The organism is Butyrivibrio sp. AE3003, assembly GCF_000686065.1.
Classification (GTDB): domain Bacteria; phylum Bacillota; class Clostridia; order Lachnospirales; family Lachnospiraceae; genus Butyrivibrio; species Butyrivibrio hungatei_A.
This window is the reverse complement of record NZ_JMLX01000001.1, coordinates 2,657,607-2,675,786: the sequence shown is the minus strand read 5'-3', so window position 1 is coordinate 2,675,786 and position 18,180 is coordinate 2,657,607. Positions and strand designations below refer to the sequence as shown.

16 protein-coding genes and 1 other annotated feature are annotated in these 18,180 nt (G+C 40.1%); of the genes, 5 read left to right on the top strand and 11 right to left on the bottom strand.

Going from position 1 to position 18,180, the window contains the following annotated elements; translation table 11 throughout:
- Positions 1–67 precede the first annotated feature (67 nt).
- From CD00_RS0112845 to CD00_RS0112835, 3 genes are read left to right on the top strand one after another with little or no spacing between them, the layout of a single operon-like run.
- Positions 68–730 carry a hypothetical protein gene (locus tag CD00_RS0112845; RefSeq protein WP_026656337.1) on the top strand — a complete coding sequence of 221 codons (663 nt, stop codon included), beginning with the start codon at positions 68–70 and terminating at the stop codon, positions 728–730.
- Positions 731–755: 25 nt separating this feature from the next.
- Positions 756–1,430 carry a hypothetical protein gene (locus tag CD00_RS0112840; protein ID WP_026656336.1) on the top strand — a complete coding sequence of 225 codons (675 nt, stop codon included), beginning with the start codon at positions 756–758 and terminating at the stop codon, positions 1,428–1,430.
- Positions 1,431–1,479: 49 nt separating this feature from the next.
- The gene (locus CD00_RS0112835; protein WP_026656335.1) at positions 1,480–3,696 is read left to right on the top strand and encodes a hypothetical protein; all 2,217 of its coding nucleotides are present in this window, start codon (positions 1,480–1,482) and stop codon (positions 3,694–3,696) included.
- A gap of 92 nt (positions 3,697–3,788) precedes the next feature.
- On the opposite strand, the gene proS is transcribed toward CD00_RS0112835, so the two are convergent.
- The 7 genes from proS to murI form a co-directional block, all read right to left on the bottom strand.
- Positions 3,789–5,222, bottom strand: coding sequence for a proline--tRNA ligase (gene proS, locus CD00_RS0112830; protein WP_026656334.1), 1,434 nt, complete (start codon positions 5,220–5,222; stop codon positions 3,789–3,791).
- A gap of 105 nt (positions 5,223–5,327) precedes the next feature.
- Positions 5,328–5,537 (bottom strand) — a binding site (T-box leader).
- Between the two features lie 68 nt (positions 5,538–5,605).
- Positions 5,606–6,022 (bottom strand): putative toxin-antitoxin system toxin component, PIN family, encoded by a 417-nt coding sequence (locus CD00_RS0112825; protein ID WP_026656333.1) that lies wholly within the window; start codon positions 6,020–6,022, stop codon positions 5,606–5,608.
- 1 nt (position 6,023) lies between these two features.
- Positions 6,024–6,323 carry a type II toxin-antitoxin system RelB/DinJ family antitoxin gene (locus CD00_RS0112820; protein WP_026656332.1) on the bottom strand — a complete coding sequence of 100 codons (300 nt, stop codon included), beginning with the start codon at positions 6,321–6,323 and terminating at the stop codon, positions 6,024–6,026.
- Between the two features lie 275 nt (positions 6,324–6,598).
- Complete coding sequence (locus CD00_RS0112815; protein ID WP_026656331.1) at positions 6,599–7,621, bottom strand: sugar kinase; 1,023 nt, start codon at positions 7,619–7,621, stop codon at positions 6,599–6,601.
- Between the two features lie 148 nt (positions 7,622–7,769).
- Positions 7,770–8,318, bottom strand: coding sequence for an anaerobic ribonucleoside-triphosphate reductase activating protein (gene nrdG / locus CD00_RS18355; RefSeq protein ID WP_026667295.1), 549 nt, complete (start codon positions 8,316–8,318; stop codon positions 7,770–7,772).
- Between the two features lie 91 nt (positions 8,319–8,409).
- Positions 8,410–10,641, bottom strand: coding sequence for an anaerobic ribonucleoside-triphosphate reductase (gene nrdD, locus CD00_RS0112805; protein WP_026656330.1), 2,232 nt, complete (start codon positions 10,639–10,641; stop codon positions 8,410–8,412).
- 130 nt (positions 10,642–10,771) lie between these two features.
- Complete coding sequence (murI, locus tag CD00_RS0112800; protein WP_026656328.1) at positions 10,772–11,590, bottom strand: glutamate racemase; 819 nt, start codon at positions 11,588–11,590, stop codon at positions 10,772–10,774.
- Between the two features lie 34 nt (positions 11,591–11,624).
- Here murI and CD00_RS0112795 point away from each other — a divergent pair, with 34 nt between their 5' ends.
- The gene (locus tag CD00_RS0112795) at positions 11,625–12,077 is read left to right on the top strand and encodes a hypothetical protein (RefSeq protein WP_026656327.1); all 453 of its coding nucleotides are present in this window, start codon (positions 11,625–11,627) and stop codon (positions 12,075–12,077) included.
- Here the strand turns inward: CD00_RS0112795 and CD00_RS0112790 are convergent.
- From CD00_RS0112790 to trmB, 3 genes are read right to left on the bottom strand one after another with little or no spacing between them, the layout of a single operon-like run.
- On the bottom strand, positions 12,060–13,505 hold the full coding sequence (locus CD00_RS0112790) for an SH3 domain-containing protein (protein ID WP_026656326.1): 1,446 nt from the start codon (positions 13,503–13,505) through the stop codon (positions 12,060–12,062). The genes CD00_RS0112795 and CD00_RS0112790 overlap by 18 nt on opposite strands.
- 34 nt (positions 13,506–13,539) lie before the next feature.
- On the bottom strand, positions 13,540–13,860 hold the full coding sequence (gene trxA, locus CD00_RS0112785) for a thioredoxin (protein ID WP_026656325.1): 321 nt from the start codon (positions 13,858–13,860) through the stop codon (positions 13,540–13,542).
- A gap of 3 nt (positions 13,861–13,863) precedes the next feature.
- On the bottom strand, positions 13,864–14,514 hold the full coding sequence (trmB, locus tag CD00_RS0112780; RefSeq protein ID WP_026656324.1) for a tRNA (guanosine(46)-N7)-methyltransferase TrmB: 651 nt from the start codon (positions 14,512–14,514) through the stop codon (positions 13,864–13,866).
- Positions 14,515–14,594: 80 nt separating this feature from the next.
- On the opposite strand from trmB, the gene CD00_RS19465 reads away from it, so the two are divergent.
- Complete coding sequence (locus CD00_RS19465; protein WP_051594193.1) at positions 14,595–17,207, top strand: putative glycoside hydrolase; 2,613 nt, start codon at positions 14,595–14,597, stop codon at positions 17,205–17,207.
- A 20-nt stretch (positions 17,208–17,227) separates the two neighbouring features.
- On the opposite strand, the gene CD00_RS0112765 is transcribed toward CD00_RS19465, so the two are convergent.
- Positions 17,228–18,163: a 3'-5' exonuclease gene (locus tag CD00_RS0112765; protein WP_026656323.1), complete on the bottom strand. Its 936-nt coding sequence runs from the start codon at positions 18,161–18,163 to the stop codon at positions 17,228–17,230.
- Between the last annotated feature and the right edge of the window lie 17 nt (positions 18,164–18,180).

Below are 18,180 nucleotides of genomic sequence, written 5' to 3'. Positions count from 1 at the left end.
TGTATTAATTCAATTAACACAGATGGCATTTTGACATTGTCATTGCACTAATAAAAAGGAGAGACCTATGAAAAAGAAAACAACGACAGCAATTTTATTAGCAACTACAATGATGCTCGCACTTATGGGATGCGGCGCTGCTTCAGAATCATCCTCTGACGCTAACGCTCCTGTAGCAGAAATAAACGAAAAAGCAGACAGTGACTCGGCAGATACTGATAAAGAAGAAAAGGATGATACTGACATAGAAGCAGACACAGAAACCTCAACAGAATCGGCAGCTCCTGCAGATTCCGCTGCTATAGCTGAATCTGCAATTGAATATAAAGGAGAGAAATTCTCAGCACTTGACGACCTCCAGGCTTCACTTGATAAGGCAGGATCTGTTGCTGAACCCGCTTCCGGATATCCTATCGAAATGGAAACCAGAAATTGCCTATATGCTTTTGATATGATCAATAAAGAGAACGACGAATGGGGTCTCCATTTCACGTCTTTTGATGACAATGGTAAAGAAGCTATTATGCAGGTATCCAGTAATGACCCAAACTCAAAGACATCTAAAGGCATACATCCCGGAAGCACCAAAGACGAGCTTATCGCAGCATACGGAGAACAAAAGCCTGATGAACTCGGCTGGTATTCCTATGAATTCGATAACTACTCAATGTACTTCAAAGTAGAAAATGACAAAGTGACACTGATTGGTTCAGAAAATTTGGCAAAATGAATAGGATAATAATGAGGATAACGATATGAAGAAAAAGACAACAACAGCAATTTTACTCGCGGCTACAATGATGCTCGCTCTTATGGGATGTGGCGCAGCTTCTACAGATACTTCATCTTCAGATGCTGCTTCTGTTGCAGAAGTTAATACAGATTCAGAATCAAATACATCCGGCGATACCAACAACGAAGCAAATGCTGATGCAAGCTCAGACAGTGCTTCTGTAGATTCTTCTGAATCAGCAGACACTGCTACTGCTTCAACTGATGATTCATTTACATATAAGAATGAAACACTTTCTATTCTTGATGATCTCCAAACCACTCTTGATAAGATAAACACCGTAGGAACTCCTTGTCCTAGCAGCCCTATAGAAGAAGCGGATGGCTCACATTTATACTTATATGATTCAGATGCAAACGATTCCAACTTTCTAATGGAAACATTTATTAGTAACGGAACCGAAACTGTCGGTCATATTGGACTTATTGGTCCTGACGCAAAAACAGCTAAAGGAATAGGTATCGGAAGTACAGTAGAAGATCTCACTTCAGCCTATGGTGAACCTACCCGCAAATCCCTCAAATCAAATACATATAACTATGAATTTGATAAACTCACCATCGCCTTTATGATAAAAGATGGAAAAATAACCAATGTTGATTACCTTAACTCAGATTTTTTAAATTCCAGAAAGTAACACTTTTTGAACTAACTCTTCAAGCTTCGCAAATTTGGAGAACCACAACATGATTAAAAAAATACCTCCACTAAATAAAACTATATGCTCCATTCTCTCTTTTACCCTTCTTACCACCGCAGTAACAGGCTGTGGCAAGAAAGATACCGAGAGGAAGATCACCGATCCGCTAAATCCCGAAGTGTCTACTATGTTAAGTGACTCTCAGACTATGCCTAAAGACTATATTTTTAAGCAGACCGATTATGAAGGCATCCTCAATAAAGACGATTATGTTGAGTATCTTGACTACATCGAAGGCAAGGTAAGAGCCGTTACTTTGGGTAAAGACGCCAAATTCAAGTATCTCTTTGTCAACAAGGATGGTTCTGACGCGCAATCTTTTGACCTTCCACTAGATGGAAAAGAGATCTCTGATATCATTTGCACTTCGGATAAAGACGGAAATCTCTATACTTATTACTATACGAATGAATCTTGTCTTAAGAAGTTTGATAATACCGGAAATGAAGTCCTAAGTAAAACACTTGATTTTGAAATCTATGATATGTACTGTAGCGATAAATACGGACTTGTTCTTAATACTTCACGCGGCATCGAAACATTTAGCGATCAGGCTGACTCTACAATTTTAATAAAGTTAGAGGATGCTCAGAAAAACTTTGATTCAGATGCTTTTTTCCTATATAAAGGCTCAAAGGATCAGTTCTTTATTGAAGGAGCAACTTCTGACGATGTCCCCATATTAGCTAAGGTTGATCTTGATAATAAATCTTTTGGCAAAACAAGTAAGGCCTGCTCGGAAAGACACTACTCCTATCAAAGCGGTGAAGGATATGATCTTTATTCACAAGATTATAACGGAATATACGGCTACGACTATGAATCCGATAAAATGACCAAACTGCTTGATCTTGATGATTCGTGCATAGACAGACTGAACTTTTTAGGCTGGATTGCAATAAATGATAAGGAATTATTTGCTGAAACACTTGATTTCAATTCAAATATCCATTTTTCTACTTTAACTAAAGTTGATCCCGCAGATGTACCGGATAAAACAATGCTCACTTTGGGTGGCGCCTGCTTCACAGCTGATGTAACCATGGCAGTAAACGTATTCAACAAATCCAGTGATAAATATAAGGTAAAAGTCATTGATTATTCTGACTCCTACCCTGAAGATGAGCTTGATGATATTCTGCAGGCATTTAATCAGGATATTCTCGCAGGAAAAGCTCCCGATATCTTCTGCTTTTCATATTATTTTGCTCCAAACATTGATAGTTATGCGAATAAAGGCGTACTGATGGATCTTTCATCTGCTTTTGATAAAGGCGGAGCGCTGGGCGATGTAGAAATTCTCCCTAATATATATGAGATGATGAAAACAGGCGACAAGGTGTATTCTGTTTATCCTTCGTTCGTATACAATACTCTTCTAATGAAGGAAAGTGCCGCAGGTGGTAAGAAATCTCTTTCGTTAAAAGAGTATGACGACTTGAATCTCAAAGATTCAATGGATGGAAATAAGTTCATTAATACAAGTATTCAGACAGCAGGTGATAAGTTCATCGATTGGAATAACAAGAAATGTAATCTTAAATGCCCTGAATTTATAGAGATTCTTGAATATGCCAAAAAATTAAACAGCGGCAAGAAAAAACCCGCTGCATCAGATGATGAAGAGATTGAAGTCGTTGATGAGCTTCCGTCCATCAATAGTAACGGCATACTCTGTGATCAGGATTTATATGGATTTAACTCTTTTACAGACATAGAACAGAATGAATTAAAGGATAAGGTGGCAATTCTTGGTTTTCCTAACAATAGCGGTGAAACTACAACAATGATAACTCCATTCAACCAGTTATGTGTTAGCGCATCTTCCAAATGCCCCGAGGGTGCACTGGAATTTATAAAAAGTTATTGTACTGATCCCGCAATTAATGACGTTTCTACTTTCCCTTCAGATAAGGCTCTTTTTGAATCTTATATGAAAAAGGCTACGGAGCCGGCTGCATCAGAAGAAGACGCTATCGTGTATACAAATTGTCATGAGGTAAAACTAAAGCCTCTTCCTGCGGATGAAGCTCAGAAGCTCTACGACAGCATTCTTTCATGCAAGGCAATACACAGGCTTGATTCAAAGATTGATTCCTTCGTTACTGAAGAAACTGCCGCATTCTTCGATGGGCAGAAATCAGCCGAAGAAGTTGCGGATGTTATCAATAACCGAATTCAGACATATTTAAATGAGCAGTAATTAGCTTTTGCGTTAATAATAACGGGCGCGAGAAATTTATTAGATTTCTCGCGCCCGCTCTATTATCATTTTTTACTTGATAAAAGGATTTATCAATATGCTCTTCCCCAGTAAACCATCTTCTTAGCAGGCTTGCCGCAGATAGGGCAAACATCTGAGATGTTCTCCTGCTCGAAAGGCATACAACGGCTTGTTACGTTGAATTCTTCTTTGATCTTGTCTTCGCACTCGCGGTCTCCGCACCACATAGCCTTTACGAAGCCCTTTGTCTCCTTGAAGTTCTCAGCGAACTCTTCTTTGTTGTGAGCAACAAATGTATGCTCTTCAAGGTGCTTCTTTGCTCTTGCGAACATATCTTTCTGAATCTGATCGAGGAGCTCACCGACTTTTGCAGATACTTCTGAGATAGCGCACTCAATCTTTTCTCTTGTATCTCTTCTTACAAGTACACACTTTCCAGCCTCGAGGTCCTTAGGTCCGATCTCGACACGTACAGGGATTCCTCTCATCTCCTGCTCTGCGAACTTGAATCCGGGTGTTCTGTCTGTATCGTCTGTCTTTACTCTGTAATCTGAAAGGCTCTTAGCGATATCGTAAGCTACGTCAAGAACGCCTTCTTTCTTCTGCTGGATAGGAATTACAACAACCTGGATAGGAGCAATCTTAGGAGGAACAACAAGTCCTGAGTTGTCGCCGTGTACCATGATCATAGCTCCGATAGTACGTGTTGTAAGTCCCCATGAAGTCTGATTTACATAGTGGAGTTTGTTATCTTTGCCCGCATACTGGATTTCGAATGCCTTGGCAAATCCATCACCAAAGTTGTGGCTGGTTGCGCTCTGAAGAGCTCTTCCGTCATGCATAAGTGCCTCAACTGTGTATGTAGCCTCTGCTCCGGCAAATTTTTCTTTATCTGTCTTCTGTCCTTTAATAACAGGAATAGCCATGTCGTTCTCAAGGAAGTCAGCGTATACGTTAAGCATCTGCTGTGTACGCTCTTCTGCCTCTTCAAATGTAGCGTGTGCTGTGTGGCCTTCCTGCCAGAGGAATTCCCTGCTTCTAAGGAAAGGTCTTGTTTCTTTTTCCCAACGAACAACGCTGCACCACTGGTTGAGCACCTGGGGGAGGTCTTTGTATGAGTGGATCTCTCCTCTGTAATAATCACAGAAAAGTGTCTCTGATGTAGGACGTACGCAGTATCTCTCTGTAAGAGGCTCGAGTCCGCCGTGTGTTACCCACGCAACTTCAGGTGCGAAGCCTTCTACGTGGTCCTTCTCCTTCTGAAGAAGTGACTCAGGGATAAACATGGGAAGGTATGCGTTCTGTACTCCTGTTGCCTTGAATCTTGCATCAAGGTGTTTCTGAATGAGCTCCCAGATTGCATATCCCGCAGGTTTGATTACCATACATCCCTTAATATTGGAATAACTTACGAGATCGGCTTTGATACACACATCGGTATACCATTGTGTGAAATCTTCATCCATAGATGTGATCTCTGATACGAGTTTCTTGTTGTCAGCCATTTCTTTTCTCCTTTTTTGCAATTAAGTGTTTCCGGGAACTTTGAGAGACGCTTTTTTATCAGAAAGGATTTTTCTATGATATAAAAAAGAACCCTCAAATCCCCTAACAGGGACCGAAGATTCTCGGCGGTACCACCCTATTTAAACCCAGCATACTCTGCTGTGGTCTCACTCAATTTAACCCTTAACGCGGGAAACGCTGTATTTTCATACAGGACTCCAAGGTAGGTTCGCTGTTTATACGTAAAAACCTCACACCAACGGCTCTCTCTCTGAAACGCTTACGCAGTTACTATTCCTCTTCAACGTCGTATTATTTAAAGTTGATTTTATTAACATTTAGAAAGATTGTCAAGTGGACAACCTATTCCTCAGTGTTTCTCTTAAATGGTGTATCTTTTGATTATCTCAATCATTTCTGCAGGTGTTACTATAAAATCCTTTATTGGATAATGTTTTTGATTTCCTGTAACAAGATATGAATCATCATCTCGTGTTTCCATCGCAACTTCATAAAAAATCAAATCATCCATATCAATCAATATTTCACCTGTGGGTTTTGGAAATATCTCAACGCCATATTTTTCAATCATATTTAAAACATTCATTATTTTTTCTTCACTGAACTTAAACTTTTTTCTGTGAAGTACATCAGAATATTCTTCAATAATATCTTTATGATACAGTGGTGTAATAATTCCACCGACGATTGCATTAAAAATCTTAACTGTCGCAGAATCTTCATTTTTACTCAGAAGTGCAGAGATAAAAACGTTTGTATCAATTACTGCATATATCATATTACTTGTGACCCTTCTTACGTTCCAATCTTGCTTCTGCTATTTCTGAATTAATCTCTTCCAATGACATTTCAGGAAGATCCTCCGCCTCATTACGAAGTGCATAAAATGCATCTTTAAAATCTTCTCTCTTCGATTCCTGTAATCTTACATCAAAGGGAAGTCCTTTTACCTGCTTACTTTTTTTTAGAAATATTCTGAAAGCAGTAGGTAAATCCAGGCCTAACTCTTCATAAATTCTTGCAACTTCTTGTTTTAACTCTTTATCTGCTCTGAACTGAATTAATACTTGTTCCGCCATACTAACACCTCTTTTTAGCGCATACAATCACATGCATTATTTATACATATTCAATGCTTTTATAATATTATTATATATCATAATAACTACATTTTCAAACACGCGCACTTCACTCATACTTTTTTTTTCAACAGTATAATAATATAGAAAAGATTTATTTATAATGTAAAAAAAGACCGGTGGGTCCGGTCTTTTCCGCAAGATTACTCCTGCTTGTAGAGGTTTTATAAAGGAAATACGTTATGGCGAACGTAAATCGGCAAATTCATTTGTCCTCAGCGATCAAGCTCGCTGGTAGGACCTCCGGCATTGTGATTCTTGATGATGCTGTCAATCTCTTTCAGATCACTCGCGGGAAGATCTCCCGGAATAGTATTCTTGACACTTGAGGTTGCATTACCGTATTCAAGCGCCTTCTGAACATCATCGTACTTAAGCATTCCGTATAATACACCGGATACATAAGCATCGCCGGAACCAATCCTGTCTATTACATCTATATCCGCATATGGCGCCTCGGTATAAAACCGGTCGTTCTTGGCGTCATATATGGTAGACGTAAAGTTGTGCTTTCTGGGGCTTATAACCTGTCGTTGAGTTGTGCAAACTACTTCGACAGGATATTCCTCAGTATAGCTCTTCATTATATCGAAGAGCTCGCCATCTTTCTGCATCATGCGTCGGGATGTTTCCTCCGACACAAAAAGAATATTTACATAAGGGAGGATCTTCTTTATTGCAGTTCTGGCGTCTTCTTCGCTCCAAAGGTTGGCACGGTAGTTACAATCAAATGATACCTTGGCGCCACCTTCCTTGAATCTCTTTATCATCTCAGTTGCAACTTCACAAGTGTTCTTATTAAGTGCAAGTGAAATTCCGCTTGTATGAAACATTCTTGTAGATGTATACACACTCTCAGGAATCTCTGACAAAGAAATTCTTGTTATTGAAGAATTCATTCTGTCGTAGACTATGGATGGTTTGCGTGGTGCAGCACCGTTTTCGTAGTAATATATTCCAAGTCTTGCCTCAGGTGACTCATCATAGATAAGATAATCATCCGATACACCCTCGAAACGGATTCGGTTCTTAATAAAAGTTCCGAGTGCGTTCTGTGGAAGTCTTGAAATGACTCCTGTACGGAGTCCCAAAAGCGCTACGCCTGATGCTACATTGAGTTCAGAGCCGCCGGCTCTTTTGTCAAAAACATCTCCGCGTGTCATACGCTCATAATTTGGCGGCGAAAGACGAAGCATAATCTCTCCAAAAGTTAGAAGATCAAATCTCTCGTCTCTCATAGCTGCCTCCTCATAGCCGTAACGGCTTTCGCGTTCAATAAGTACTGCTCACGTTAATTATAATATATCAAAAATTTTTGTATTGTAAGTGCTTACATTGTGGCGAACATTGCAAAAGTTGCACTGGTTTTTTCGATTTTTTGTACATCTAGATCCTTGAGCAGTCTCTGTCATTATACTTGGAAAGCACTATTTTTCCCGCTTTCAGCGTTTCCTTCATATCGATAACTCTCTGATTGGACGATCCTCTGAACCTGAGCATCAGATCTTTTTTATCAAGTTCAAACTCTCCATCAACGAGTATATCTGTCATGGAAAGAATGGCATCGGTGTCATCCCCGTGACATCTCTTGTTTTCAGTGTCTGTAAGCTCTTCCAAAGTGTATCCGGAATAGATCCAGATAGTCGCCTTGGGAACTTCTTTTTTTATCCGCTCAAGGAGCGGTCTTATCTCTTTCTGGTTGGCTATTTCCATAGGCTCTCCTCCGAGAATTGTGAGGCCGTCGATATAGCTTGGCTTGAGAGATTCAACAATCTCATATTCCACTTCTTTTGTATATTTCTGTCCGTAATTAAAGTCCCATGTCATTTCATTGAAACAACCTTTGCAATGATGTGTGCATCCACTCACAAAAAATGAGGTTCTGCATCCTATTCCGTTTGCTACATCACTGTAATATATCTGTCCGTAATTCATTTCTCGCCTTTCTTAAAAAATCTCCCAGACTGTAATAAAAGCCGGGATAATTCTCCCGGCTTTTACATAGTAGGTCTAAATCAGTAACCAATCAAAGCTTAGGTGTCGCCATATGGAGCACTCTTTCTTTGATCTCCTGTGTACGTCCCTGGTTCCAGAACTGTGTTCCGATATAACCGCAGGTACGTCTTGCTACATTCATCTTGTTCTGGTCTCTGTTACCGCAATTAGGGCACTCCCAAATAAGCTTTCCGTCTGTATCTGTAACAATCTTGATCTCCCCATCATAACCGCAGCATTGACAGAAATCTGATTTGGTATTGAGCTCAGCATACATGATGTTTTCATATATATATTTCATTACTGAAATAACCGCTTCAATATTGCTATTCATATCAGGTACTTCTACATAGCTTATTGCTCCGCCGGGCGAAAGTGCCTGGAACTCGGACTCAAACTTAAGCTTTGTAAATGCATCGATCTGCTCAGTAACATGAACATGATAGCTGTTTGTAATGTAGTTTTTGTCTGTAACGTCAGGAATAATTCCAAAACGCTTCTGCAGACATTTTGCAAATTTATATGTTGTTGACTCAAGAGGTGTTCCGTAAAGGCTGAATGAAATATTTGTCTCAGCTCTCCACTTAGCACACTTGTCGTTGAGGAACTGCATTACTTTTAATGCGAAGTCTTTTCCCTTAGCATCTGTATGGGAAACACCCTTCATATATCTTGTACATTCGCAAAGACCTGCATATCCGAGTGATATTGTCGAATAGTTTCCAAAGAGAAGATTATCGATTGTCTCACCCTTCTGAAGTCTTGCAAGTGCACCGTTCTGCCAAAGAATAGGAGCTACATCGGAAGGTGTTCCGAGAAGTCTCTCATGTCTGCACATGAGTGCTCTCTTACAGAGTTCTGTTCTCTCTTCCATTATCTCCCAGAACTTTTTCTCATCCTTATTTGATGTACATGCTACGTCTACAAGGTTGATTGTAACAACGCCTTGATTGAATCTTCCGTAGTATTTGTGATCGCCCTCTTTGTAGTTCTGCGCATGAGCCTTGTTGCCCTTGTTGCACAATCCTTCGGGAACATTCTCGTTGTCGGGAGTAAGGAAACTTCTGCATCCCATGCAAGGATAAACGTCTCCGCCCTTAAGTTCCTTCATCTTCTTAGCTGAGATGTAGTCGGGAACGAGTCTCTTTGCTGTACACTTGGCAGCAAGCTCTGTGAGATACCAGTACTTGGAATCCTCATGGATGTTGTCCTCGTCAAGAACGTAGATAAGCTTAGGGAATGCAGGTGTGATAAGCTGTCCCTTTTCGTTCTTAACTCCGGTGATACGCTGCTTGAGCATTTCCTCGATGACCATGGCAAGGTCTTCTCTTGTCTGTCCTTCGGGAACTTCATCAAGATACATATAAACTGTTATGAAAGGTGCCTGTCCGTTTGTGGTCATAAGTGTGATGACCTGATACTGGATTACCTGACATCCTCTCTCTACTTCTTTTTTTACACGCATCTCTGCGATGTCATTTACCTGCTTCTTGTTGATCTTCATTCCGGCTGTCTCGAACTCGAGAGCAACTTCCTTACGGAATTTCTGTCTGCTGACATCAACAAAAGGAACAAGGTGTGAAAGTGTGATACTCTGTCCGCCGTACTGTGAGCTTGCAATCTGCGCGATCGCCTGTGTTGCGATGTTGCATGCTGTAGAGAAGCTCTTGGGACGTTCTATCATTGTCTCTGAAATAACTGTTCCGTTCTGAAGCATATCCTCCAGATTTACAAGGCAACAGTTATGCATATGCTGTGCGAAATAATCAGAATCATGGAAGTGGATAAGTCCTGCCTCATGCGCTCTTACCACGTCTTCGGGCAAAAGAAATCTTCTGGTAATGTCCTTACTAACCTCACCGGCCATGTAATCTCTCTGTACGCTATTTACTGTAGGATTCTTATTGGAGTTTTCCTGCTTAACTTCCTCGTTATTGCACTCAATAAGAGACATAATCTGCTCATCAGTCGTGTTAGACTTTCTGACAAGAGCATGTTTATAGCGGTATGTAATGTATTTTCTGGCAACCTCGTACTTGCCTGATTTCATGAGTCCATCCTCAACCATATCCTGGATTTCCTCAACGCTTGCTGCACGAGTAAGAGATGCGCACTGATTCTCCACGCTTCTTTCGATGTCGCTGATCTGGCCTGCGGTTAATTTCTTCTCGTCGGTGACTTCGTTATTTGCCTTCTCAATAGCCGCAAGAATCTTATTGCCATCAAATGCAACTTCTTTACCGCTTCTCTTAATGATCTTCATAAGAACCCCCTTCTTTTATTTTACAAAAAAACGTTTTCGCAATCACGTCATTTTCTTGCCGAATAACAATATATTGTGGTCGCATAACTATGATAATACAATATAATGTTAAATTCAAGAAGGAGATTTATTATTTTTTTCTAACATTTTCTAACCTGTTATGTAGTATTCGCAGGCGTTCAAGCTCTGTCGCATCAGTTATCGGTTTTCCGGAATAAAAATATTCTGTTTTCGATTGCTCCAACATCTTGTGTGTGTCATCAAAAACAACTACATTATCTGGTGCCTTAGATAATTCTATTCCGAGAACCTCAGCTAAATGCTTTACTGTACCGTGATTTCCGTCAATAAGAAGGGTCTCATCACCAAAAATCTGTCTGTACGCAGGTTTAAAGTAATTAAAGTGTGTACATCCAAGTACAAGCGCACAATATTCATCCATATTATAAGGTTCAAACTGTTTCTTTATATAATCAAGGACCTCTTCCGAATCAAACTCAGTTCTTTCCGCAAACTCAACGAGCCTTGGCATCGGCAGAAGGTCTACTCTGTGATGTTCATCTACTCTGTGCAGAAGGTCTTTTAACTTATCTTCTCTAATGGTCACGGGGGTCGCGATTACCATAATACGCTTCTTATCCGTTCCCTCAACAGCGGGCTTTACAGCCGGTTCCATTCCCAAGATAGGAATGCTGTATCTTTTCCTAAGTTCCTTAATTGCTACGCTGGTTGCGGTATTACAAGCTACTACTATCGCTTCCGCTCCCCTCTCAAGCAAAAACTCCGTGATGCCGATCGAATAACTAAGGATCTGCTCCGGGGTTTTTAATCCATACGGTACATGCTCTGTATCAGCGTAAAATATGTAATTTTGCTCCGGAAGGTAATGATAGGCTTCATGAAGCACAGAAAGCCCACCTATCCCGGAATCAAAAATACCGATCTTCATTTTTGATTTCCTCTGTATATGCTATACTTTAATTATGAATGATAAAAAAATTGACGAACTTCAGAAATTGTACGACAACTCAAAAGTCGGTGCCTTGGTTCAGGAGATTTGCGAATATTACGCAACAAGAGATGACTATGAAGACAACTCCTATCAGGAAGAAATTGAACCTCATGAAGTAGTTGAGTCTGTTTATATTCTCTTTTGTCTACAGAGCAGAGAACAGATACTTGATGAATTCTCTCTTATACAGAAAAAATATCCTTCTCTGTATACCTGTGTCAGTGCCCTGCACAACAATCTTCTGGTAAATATGGATTATCGTCTGCTGGAGGCAAGTTCTGCCCAAAAAATCGCAGACTATGCCAAGGATACCACTTCCGATGAAGTTCTCACCCACGCTGATACTTTTTCACGTTCGGAAAGTTCTCTATCGGAAGCAATGGATAAATTCTACTCTTGGCTTCACTCAAGGATTCTCGCTTAGATAATCCATAGATGCGTACACTGCCTTACCTTTATAATTAATAAGTGCCCATGATCCGTCATTGCTTACTGCAATTCTCTTAAGTTCATCTCCGTCTTTTGCCTTAGTAACGATATCACTGCTCGTGCTTGGCGAAGATCTGAGATTCAGGAACTCATAATTTACAACAACTTTATCATTTGTCTCCGTATATCCTTCGGGGATATCAATATCACCTTTTCCACCCCCGTTATCATCCTCACTATCGTCATCGCCATCTTTATCTTTCTGCGATTCCGTAGCTGTTTTTTCAGAATCAGGAGAAGCTACCTTATTAATAAGCTTCGCCTTTACAATAAACACAAGACACATGAGAATAATTATTCCGGTAACAACAGAAGCGATTCTTACCATCAAGAGCTTTGTCTGCTCATCGATTCCGTTATCATCATAATAATCTTCATCATATTCATCTTCGTAATAATCTCTTCCACGACGGCGATAGCGATCATCATCACGATAATCGTCTCTCTCGTCACGGCGTCTCGGACGATCGTCTCTTCTCGGCATATATTCGTCATCACGACGTCTCGACCGGTCATCTCTTCTTGGTGCATATTCATCATCGCGATATCTTAGACGGCCATCATCTCTTCTTGGCGGGTATCCATCATCACGACGCATAGGGCGATCATCACCCCTTCTTGGCGGGTATCCATCATCTCGGCGCATAGAACGTTCCTCATCTCTTCTCGGCGGGTATCCATCATCACGACGCATGGGGCGATCATCACCTCTTCTCGGCGGATATCCATCATCACGACGCATGGGACGCTCGTCATCTCTTCTCGGCGGGTATCCGTCATCACGGCGCATTGCGCGATCATCATCTCTTCTCGGCGGATATCCATCATCTCGGCGCATAGGACGATCGTCGTCTCTTCTTGGGATTCGACCGTCATCACGATTATCTGCGCGCTCTCTTCTTTGCATATCAGGGTCTTCAGGTTGTCCGTCAGTTTGCTCTCTTTGGCGGAAATATGCCTCGCGCTCTTCCGCATTGAAAAAATTATAGGGATCGGCAATCTCGATATCACCCGCATCCTCATGCTGATTATTCTCAGATACGGTGTTTACCTGTGGTATATCCTGAGTCTGACCGACATTGTCCTGATTATTGGCATGATCGTTATGGTCATCATAATCACGCTGATCATCATGGTTACTCTGTCCGTTATTCTGACCTTCGTAATCCTGCTGATCATCCTCATGCCCGTCATAGTCATGTTCATCATACTCATGGTCATCATAAGCCTGACCATCATAATCACGGCTATCGTAGTCATGCTTGTCTTCATACATATCGCCCGTATAATATCTCTCGTCCGGATCGTATGTATCGTAGTCATCTCTCTTCCTATAATTTTCAAAGTTTGTAATCTTTGGCAAAACCTTAATCTCCTCTTTAAAAAGGTGCTGACTGTTAAGCCAGCACTTTATCGATTATAGACTGTAATTTTGTCTTGTTCTGAGCTCCTATTGCTGTCTCAGTAAGCTCTCCATTCTTGAATAAAGCGAACATCGGAATGGACATTACATTGTACTTCTGAGCTATGTCGGGTGCCTGGTCAACATTTATCTTTCCGACCTTAAGCTCTCCTTCGTATTCCTCTGCAAGTTCGTCTATAACAGGTGACATCATCTTACATGGTCCGCACCAGTCTGCTGCAAAATCAACAAGCACCGGCAAGTTACTTTTCAAAACTTCTTCTTCGAAGTTCTGACTGTTTAGCGTGTAGTCCATAGGTTAGTCCCCCTTTCTACTGATCACGTACTTAAAAATCGGATTTCCAAGTGACGAAAACTTTTCCTCATATTCAGTCATCACATTTCCTTCGTTCATGACTTCATCATTATGAAGGTCGTATGTAATGGCATCAATATTCCATCCGGCAGGCTCTACCTCATCGCGTGCGAATGTGAAAAGACCTTCATTATCAGTCTTAAATTCCACAACGCCGTCCTCTTTTAATATTTTATCATATCGCTTCAGAAACTCGCGGGAAGGAAGTCGCCTTTTGGCATGTCTGTCCTTTGGCCAAGGATCTGAAAAGTTCAAATAAATTCTACCAACTTCTGATTCATCAAATACTTCCGTAATATCTTCCGCATCCATTCTTATAAAGATAACATTTGGAAGTTGCAACTCTTCCTGCTTCTGTATCGCACGAAGAAGTACGCTCGAATATTTTTCTATTCCTACATAATTAATATTAGGATGAAGCGCCGCCATATCCATTATGAAACGACCCTTGCCCATTCCTATCTCGATATGAATCTCATTATCGTTTCCAAATATTTCTTTTTTCCAAAGTCCTTTTTTCTGCTCAGGGTCCTTAACAGTGTACTTACTCTCAGCAATAACTTCTCTCGAACCCGCTATATTACGTAATCGCATTTTTTAAATTCCACCTATCCTTTATAAAGAATTTTACAACATTTGCCCTTGAATGGGAAGTATTGTATTATTTACATACTATGAACTTTTTTAATGACTTCCATAATAAAAACAGAATAAAATGTATCGCTGCTTCATTCTCAATGTTTTTTGCAGCTTTTTTTATGTTGCAAACAGCAGTCCACGCAGAAACAGGCGATTCCACCGAAGAGGCACTTAAGCAAAAAGAAGCTCCGATTCAAAGTAATTCCATACAAGGATGGCCCGAAGGACCTGTCATACCGGCAGAAGCTGCCATTTTGATGGATGCGAATACGAAGACTATTCTCTATTCGAAAAATATCGATGAGAAACTCTATCCCGCAAGTACGACAAAAATTATGACTTGTCTTCTTGCTGTGGAGAATGCCAAATTGGATGAGCAGGTTGTTTTCTCTCACGATGCTGTCTTTAGTGTTCCAAGAGACGGATCTAATCTCGGAATAGATGAAGGTGAATCAATTTCTCTTGAAGAAGCTCTTTTCGGAATTATGGTTGGAAGTGCAAACGAAGTTGCCAATGCGGTCGCTGAACATGTAGGCGGAAGCATAGACAAATTTGTTGATATGATGAATGCCCGGGCAAAAGAACTTGGATGTAAGAATACTCACTTTTCAAACACCAACGGTATTCAAGCTGATGATCACTATACCAGCGCCTATGACCTTGCACTTATCGCCAGAGAATTCTTTAGTAACGATCTGTTATGTAAAGTCGGAAATACTCCAAACTACCATTTTACCGCAACAGAAACACAGCCTGATGAATTCCCTGTCCACAACAAGCATAAGCTTATAAACGGTGAGATTAAATATGACGGCATCGTTGGAGGTAAAACAGGTTATACAGATCTTGCCCGTGAAACTCTTGTTACATGTGCGGAAAGAGACGGTATGAGACTTATCTGTGTTGTACTTAAAGATGAGTCACCGGAACAGTTCAATGATACAGTTACACTTTTCAATTACGGCTTCAATAATTTCCGTGCTGAGAAAGTTGCTGATGTGGACAAAAGATATATGCCGGATGATTCTCTTTTCTTTGAGTCAGATAATGATGTGTTTGGTAAGTCGGGAACAATCCTTAATCTTAATCCAAAAGATTATGTTATTCTTCCCGTCAATGCATCTGTTGAAGATACCGACTATGAGATCTCATATGATTTTACTCCTGAAGAACAGGCTAAGGCAGGCAACGCTCTTGCAAAGGTTATATACAGCTACAAAGGTATCCCTATAGGAAACGCCCATGTATGCTACTTTGAACAGAACGGAACACCCTCACAATTAGCCAATGCGTATCATTCGATTTTTATCAATGTAAAGATACTTATTATGTGTGCCGGAGTCTTTGTTGTTCTAATGACCTTAGTCGCGTCTGTTGCAACAAGGATTGCAGCTAACAGAACATTCCATAACAGAAGCGACCGAATTAGATACAACAGGAGAAAGCGAGAATTTAATAAAGGACATATCCGGTATAAAAAAATATATATTATTGTAGCTGTTATAGTTATCGCAATTATCTGCTTCGGTTTGTTTATCTTTTTTAATTCCAAATCACAAAAAGATACTCATACAAAAAATACGGATGAGATTAAACCGGAAACACCTGTTATAGAAGAATCAGCTGATAACATGGATGTGTGGAAAGAAAATCATTTAAAGGTAAAAGGCATATATGTCACAGGTCCAACAGCCGGAACAGATAAGCTTGACGATATCATTAGTCTTATAAACGAAACAGAACTAAATACAATTGTTCTTGATGTTAAAGATGACAATGGAAACATTACCTTTAAAATGGATAATGAAAATGTCCTAGAAATGAACTCCGGCATTGCCTACATAAAAGACATTAGTGCACTTTTAAAAAAGTTAAAAGAAAATGATATATATGTAATTGCAAGAATAGCTTGTTTCAAAGATCCTATATTGGCAAAAGCTCATCCTGAGCTTGCTCTTACATCTTCTGACAATACACCTATAACTGATGCCAATGGGAATGCTTGGGTGAACCCATGTAAAGAAGAAGTGTGGAATTATATTATTAGCCTTGTGAACAGTTGTTGTGCTCTCGGTTTTGATGAAGTGCAACTTGATTATGTTAGATTTCCGGTTGGACAAAAAGCTGATGATGCCTTATATGATCTCGTTTCAGATGATGATGATGCCCGTAGAAATTATATCACTGAGTTCTTAGCCAAAGTAACTGAAGAGGGGCATAAACATAACATTCCTGTATCAGCTGATGTTTTTGGAACAATAATCAATAGTAACAAAGACTCAAAACACGTCGGCCAGGATTATGTAAATCTTGTCTCCAATTTAGATATCATCTGTCCAATGATCTATCCATCTCATTATGCAGACGGAGAATTTAAATTAGATGTTCCCGATGCCCATCCTTACGATACGGTTAATAAAGCACTTGAAAAATCTAATGAAATCTTAAAGCCAATTTCAAATAATAATCATGCTGTTATTCGGCCATGGCTTCAAGCGTTCACCGCAACCTGGGTAAAAGGACATATAAAATATGAGGGAAAAGAAATACGAGCGCAAATCCAAGCCGTATATGACGCCGGTTATGACGAATGGATACTATGGAATTCTAATAGCAATTACAATATTGATGCATTAACAAAAAGCTGAAAAAAGCAGAACCCATTATATTATGGGGTCTGCCTTTTTTTTACCTTCCTCTGTCTTTGTTTCATGGTCTCAACTTCTTCAGGTGAAATGAACCTGCAAGTTTTGACAACATATAGTCTTCCGTTCTCAGCTTTTTTTATCCTGACTTTTGCCTTCATAAAACCATGCTTGTCACAACATGCAACTGCATAGTAATGTTTGCCGTTTGGAGAAAACCATTTTATCTTACGTCTTATGTTCTTATGACATATATAGCACTTGGTGCTCATTATCTCCATATTTTCAAGGATATCTTCTTTGGTATCAAATTCCCTTGAAATATATTTTTCATAGCTGTCAAAAACAATCTTGATTTCCTGCTTCTTGGTCTTAGGTGTTACATAGGTGTCAAAAGATATCCTCTCAAGAACTCTTTCTTTAAACCTCTGAAAAATCCTTGCCGTGTACTCCGCATCCCCCAGTGCTCTGTGGAACGGATTATCCGTATTAAGTCCCAGCTCTTCTACAGCCGATGAAAGTGCCTTTCTGGTACGTCCGTCATCAAACGCAAGACTATAGAGTTTTTGTACATCATAAAATGCAAGTGGTCTGTCCGATAAAAGCGGCATTCCAAAGAAGTCTAAATTCCTCTGAAATTCTGTAAGATCAAGAGGTCCCCAACTGCAGAATTTTGGATCCTCTCCGCACCATTCCAAAAACTCTTTTGCCGCATCACAAAAATCTTCTCCGTTTTCAAGGTCTTCCATAGACAGATGAATAAGCTTTCCCGTTATCTTGTGCATCTGCTTGTGAACCTTAGGTTTTATCAGTTTTGAAAACTCGCCTATCTTAACCCTTTTCTCATTTAATTTCACAGCGCCTATTTCAACTATTTCGAATGAAAGAGTTTTACCGTCTATTGTAACAGGCGCTTCACCCTGATTCCACTCAAGGTCAAATACAATGTAATTACCCATAAAAAATCGCCTTCCTG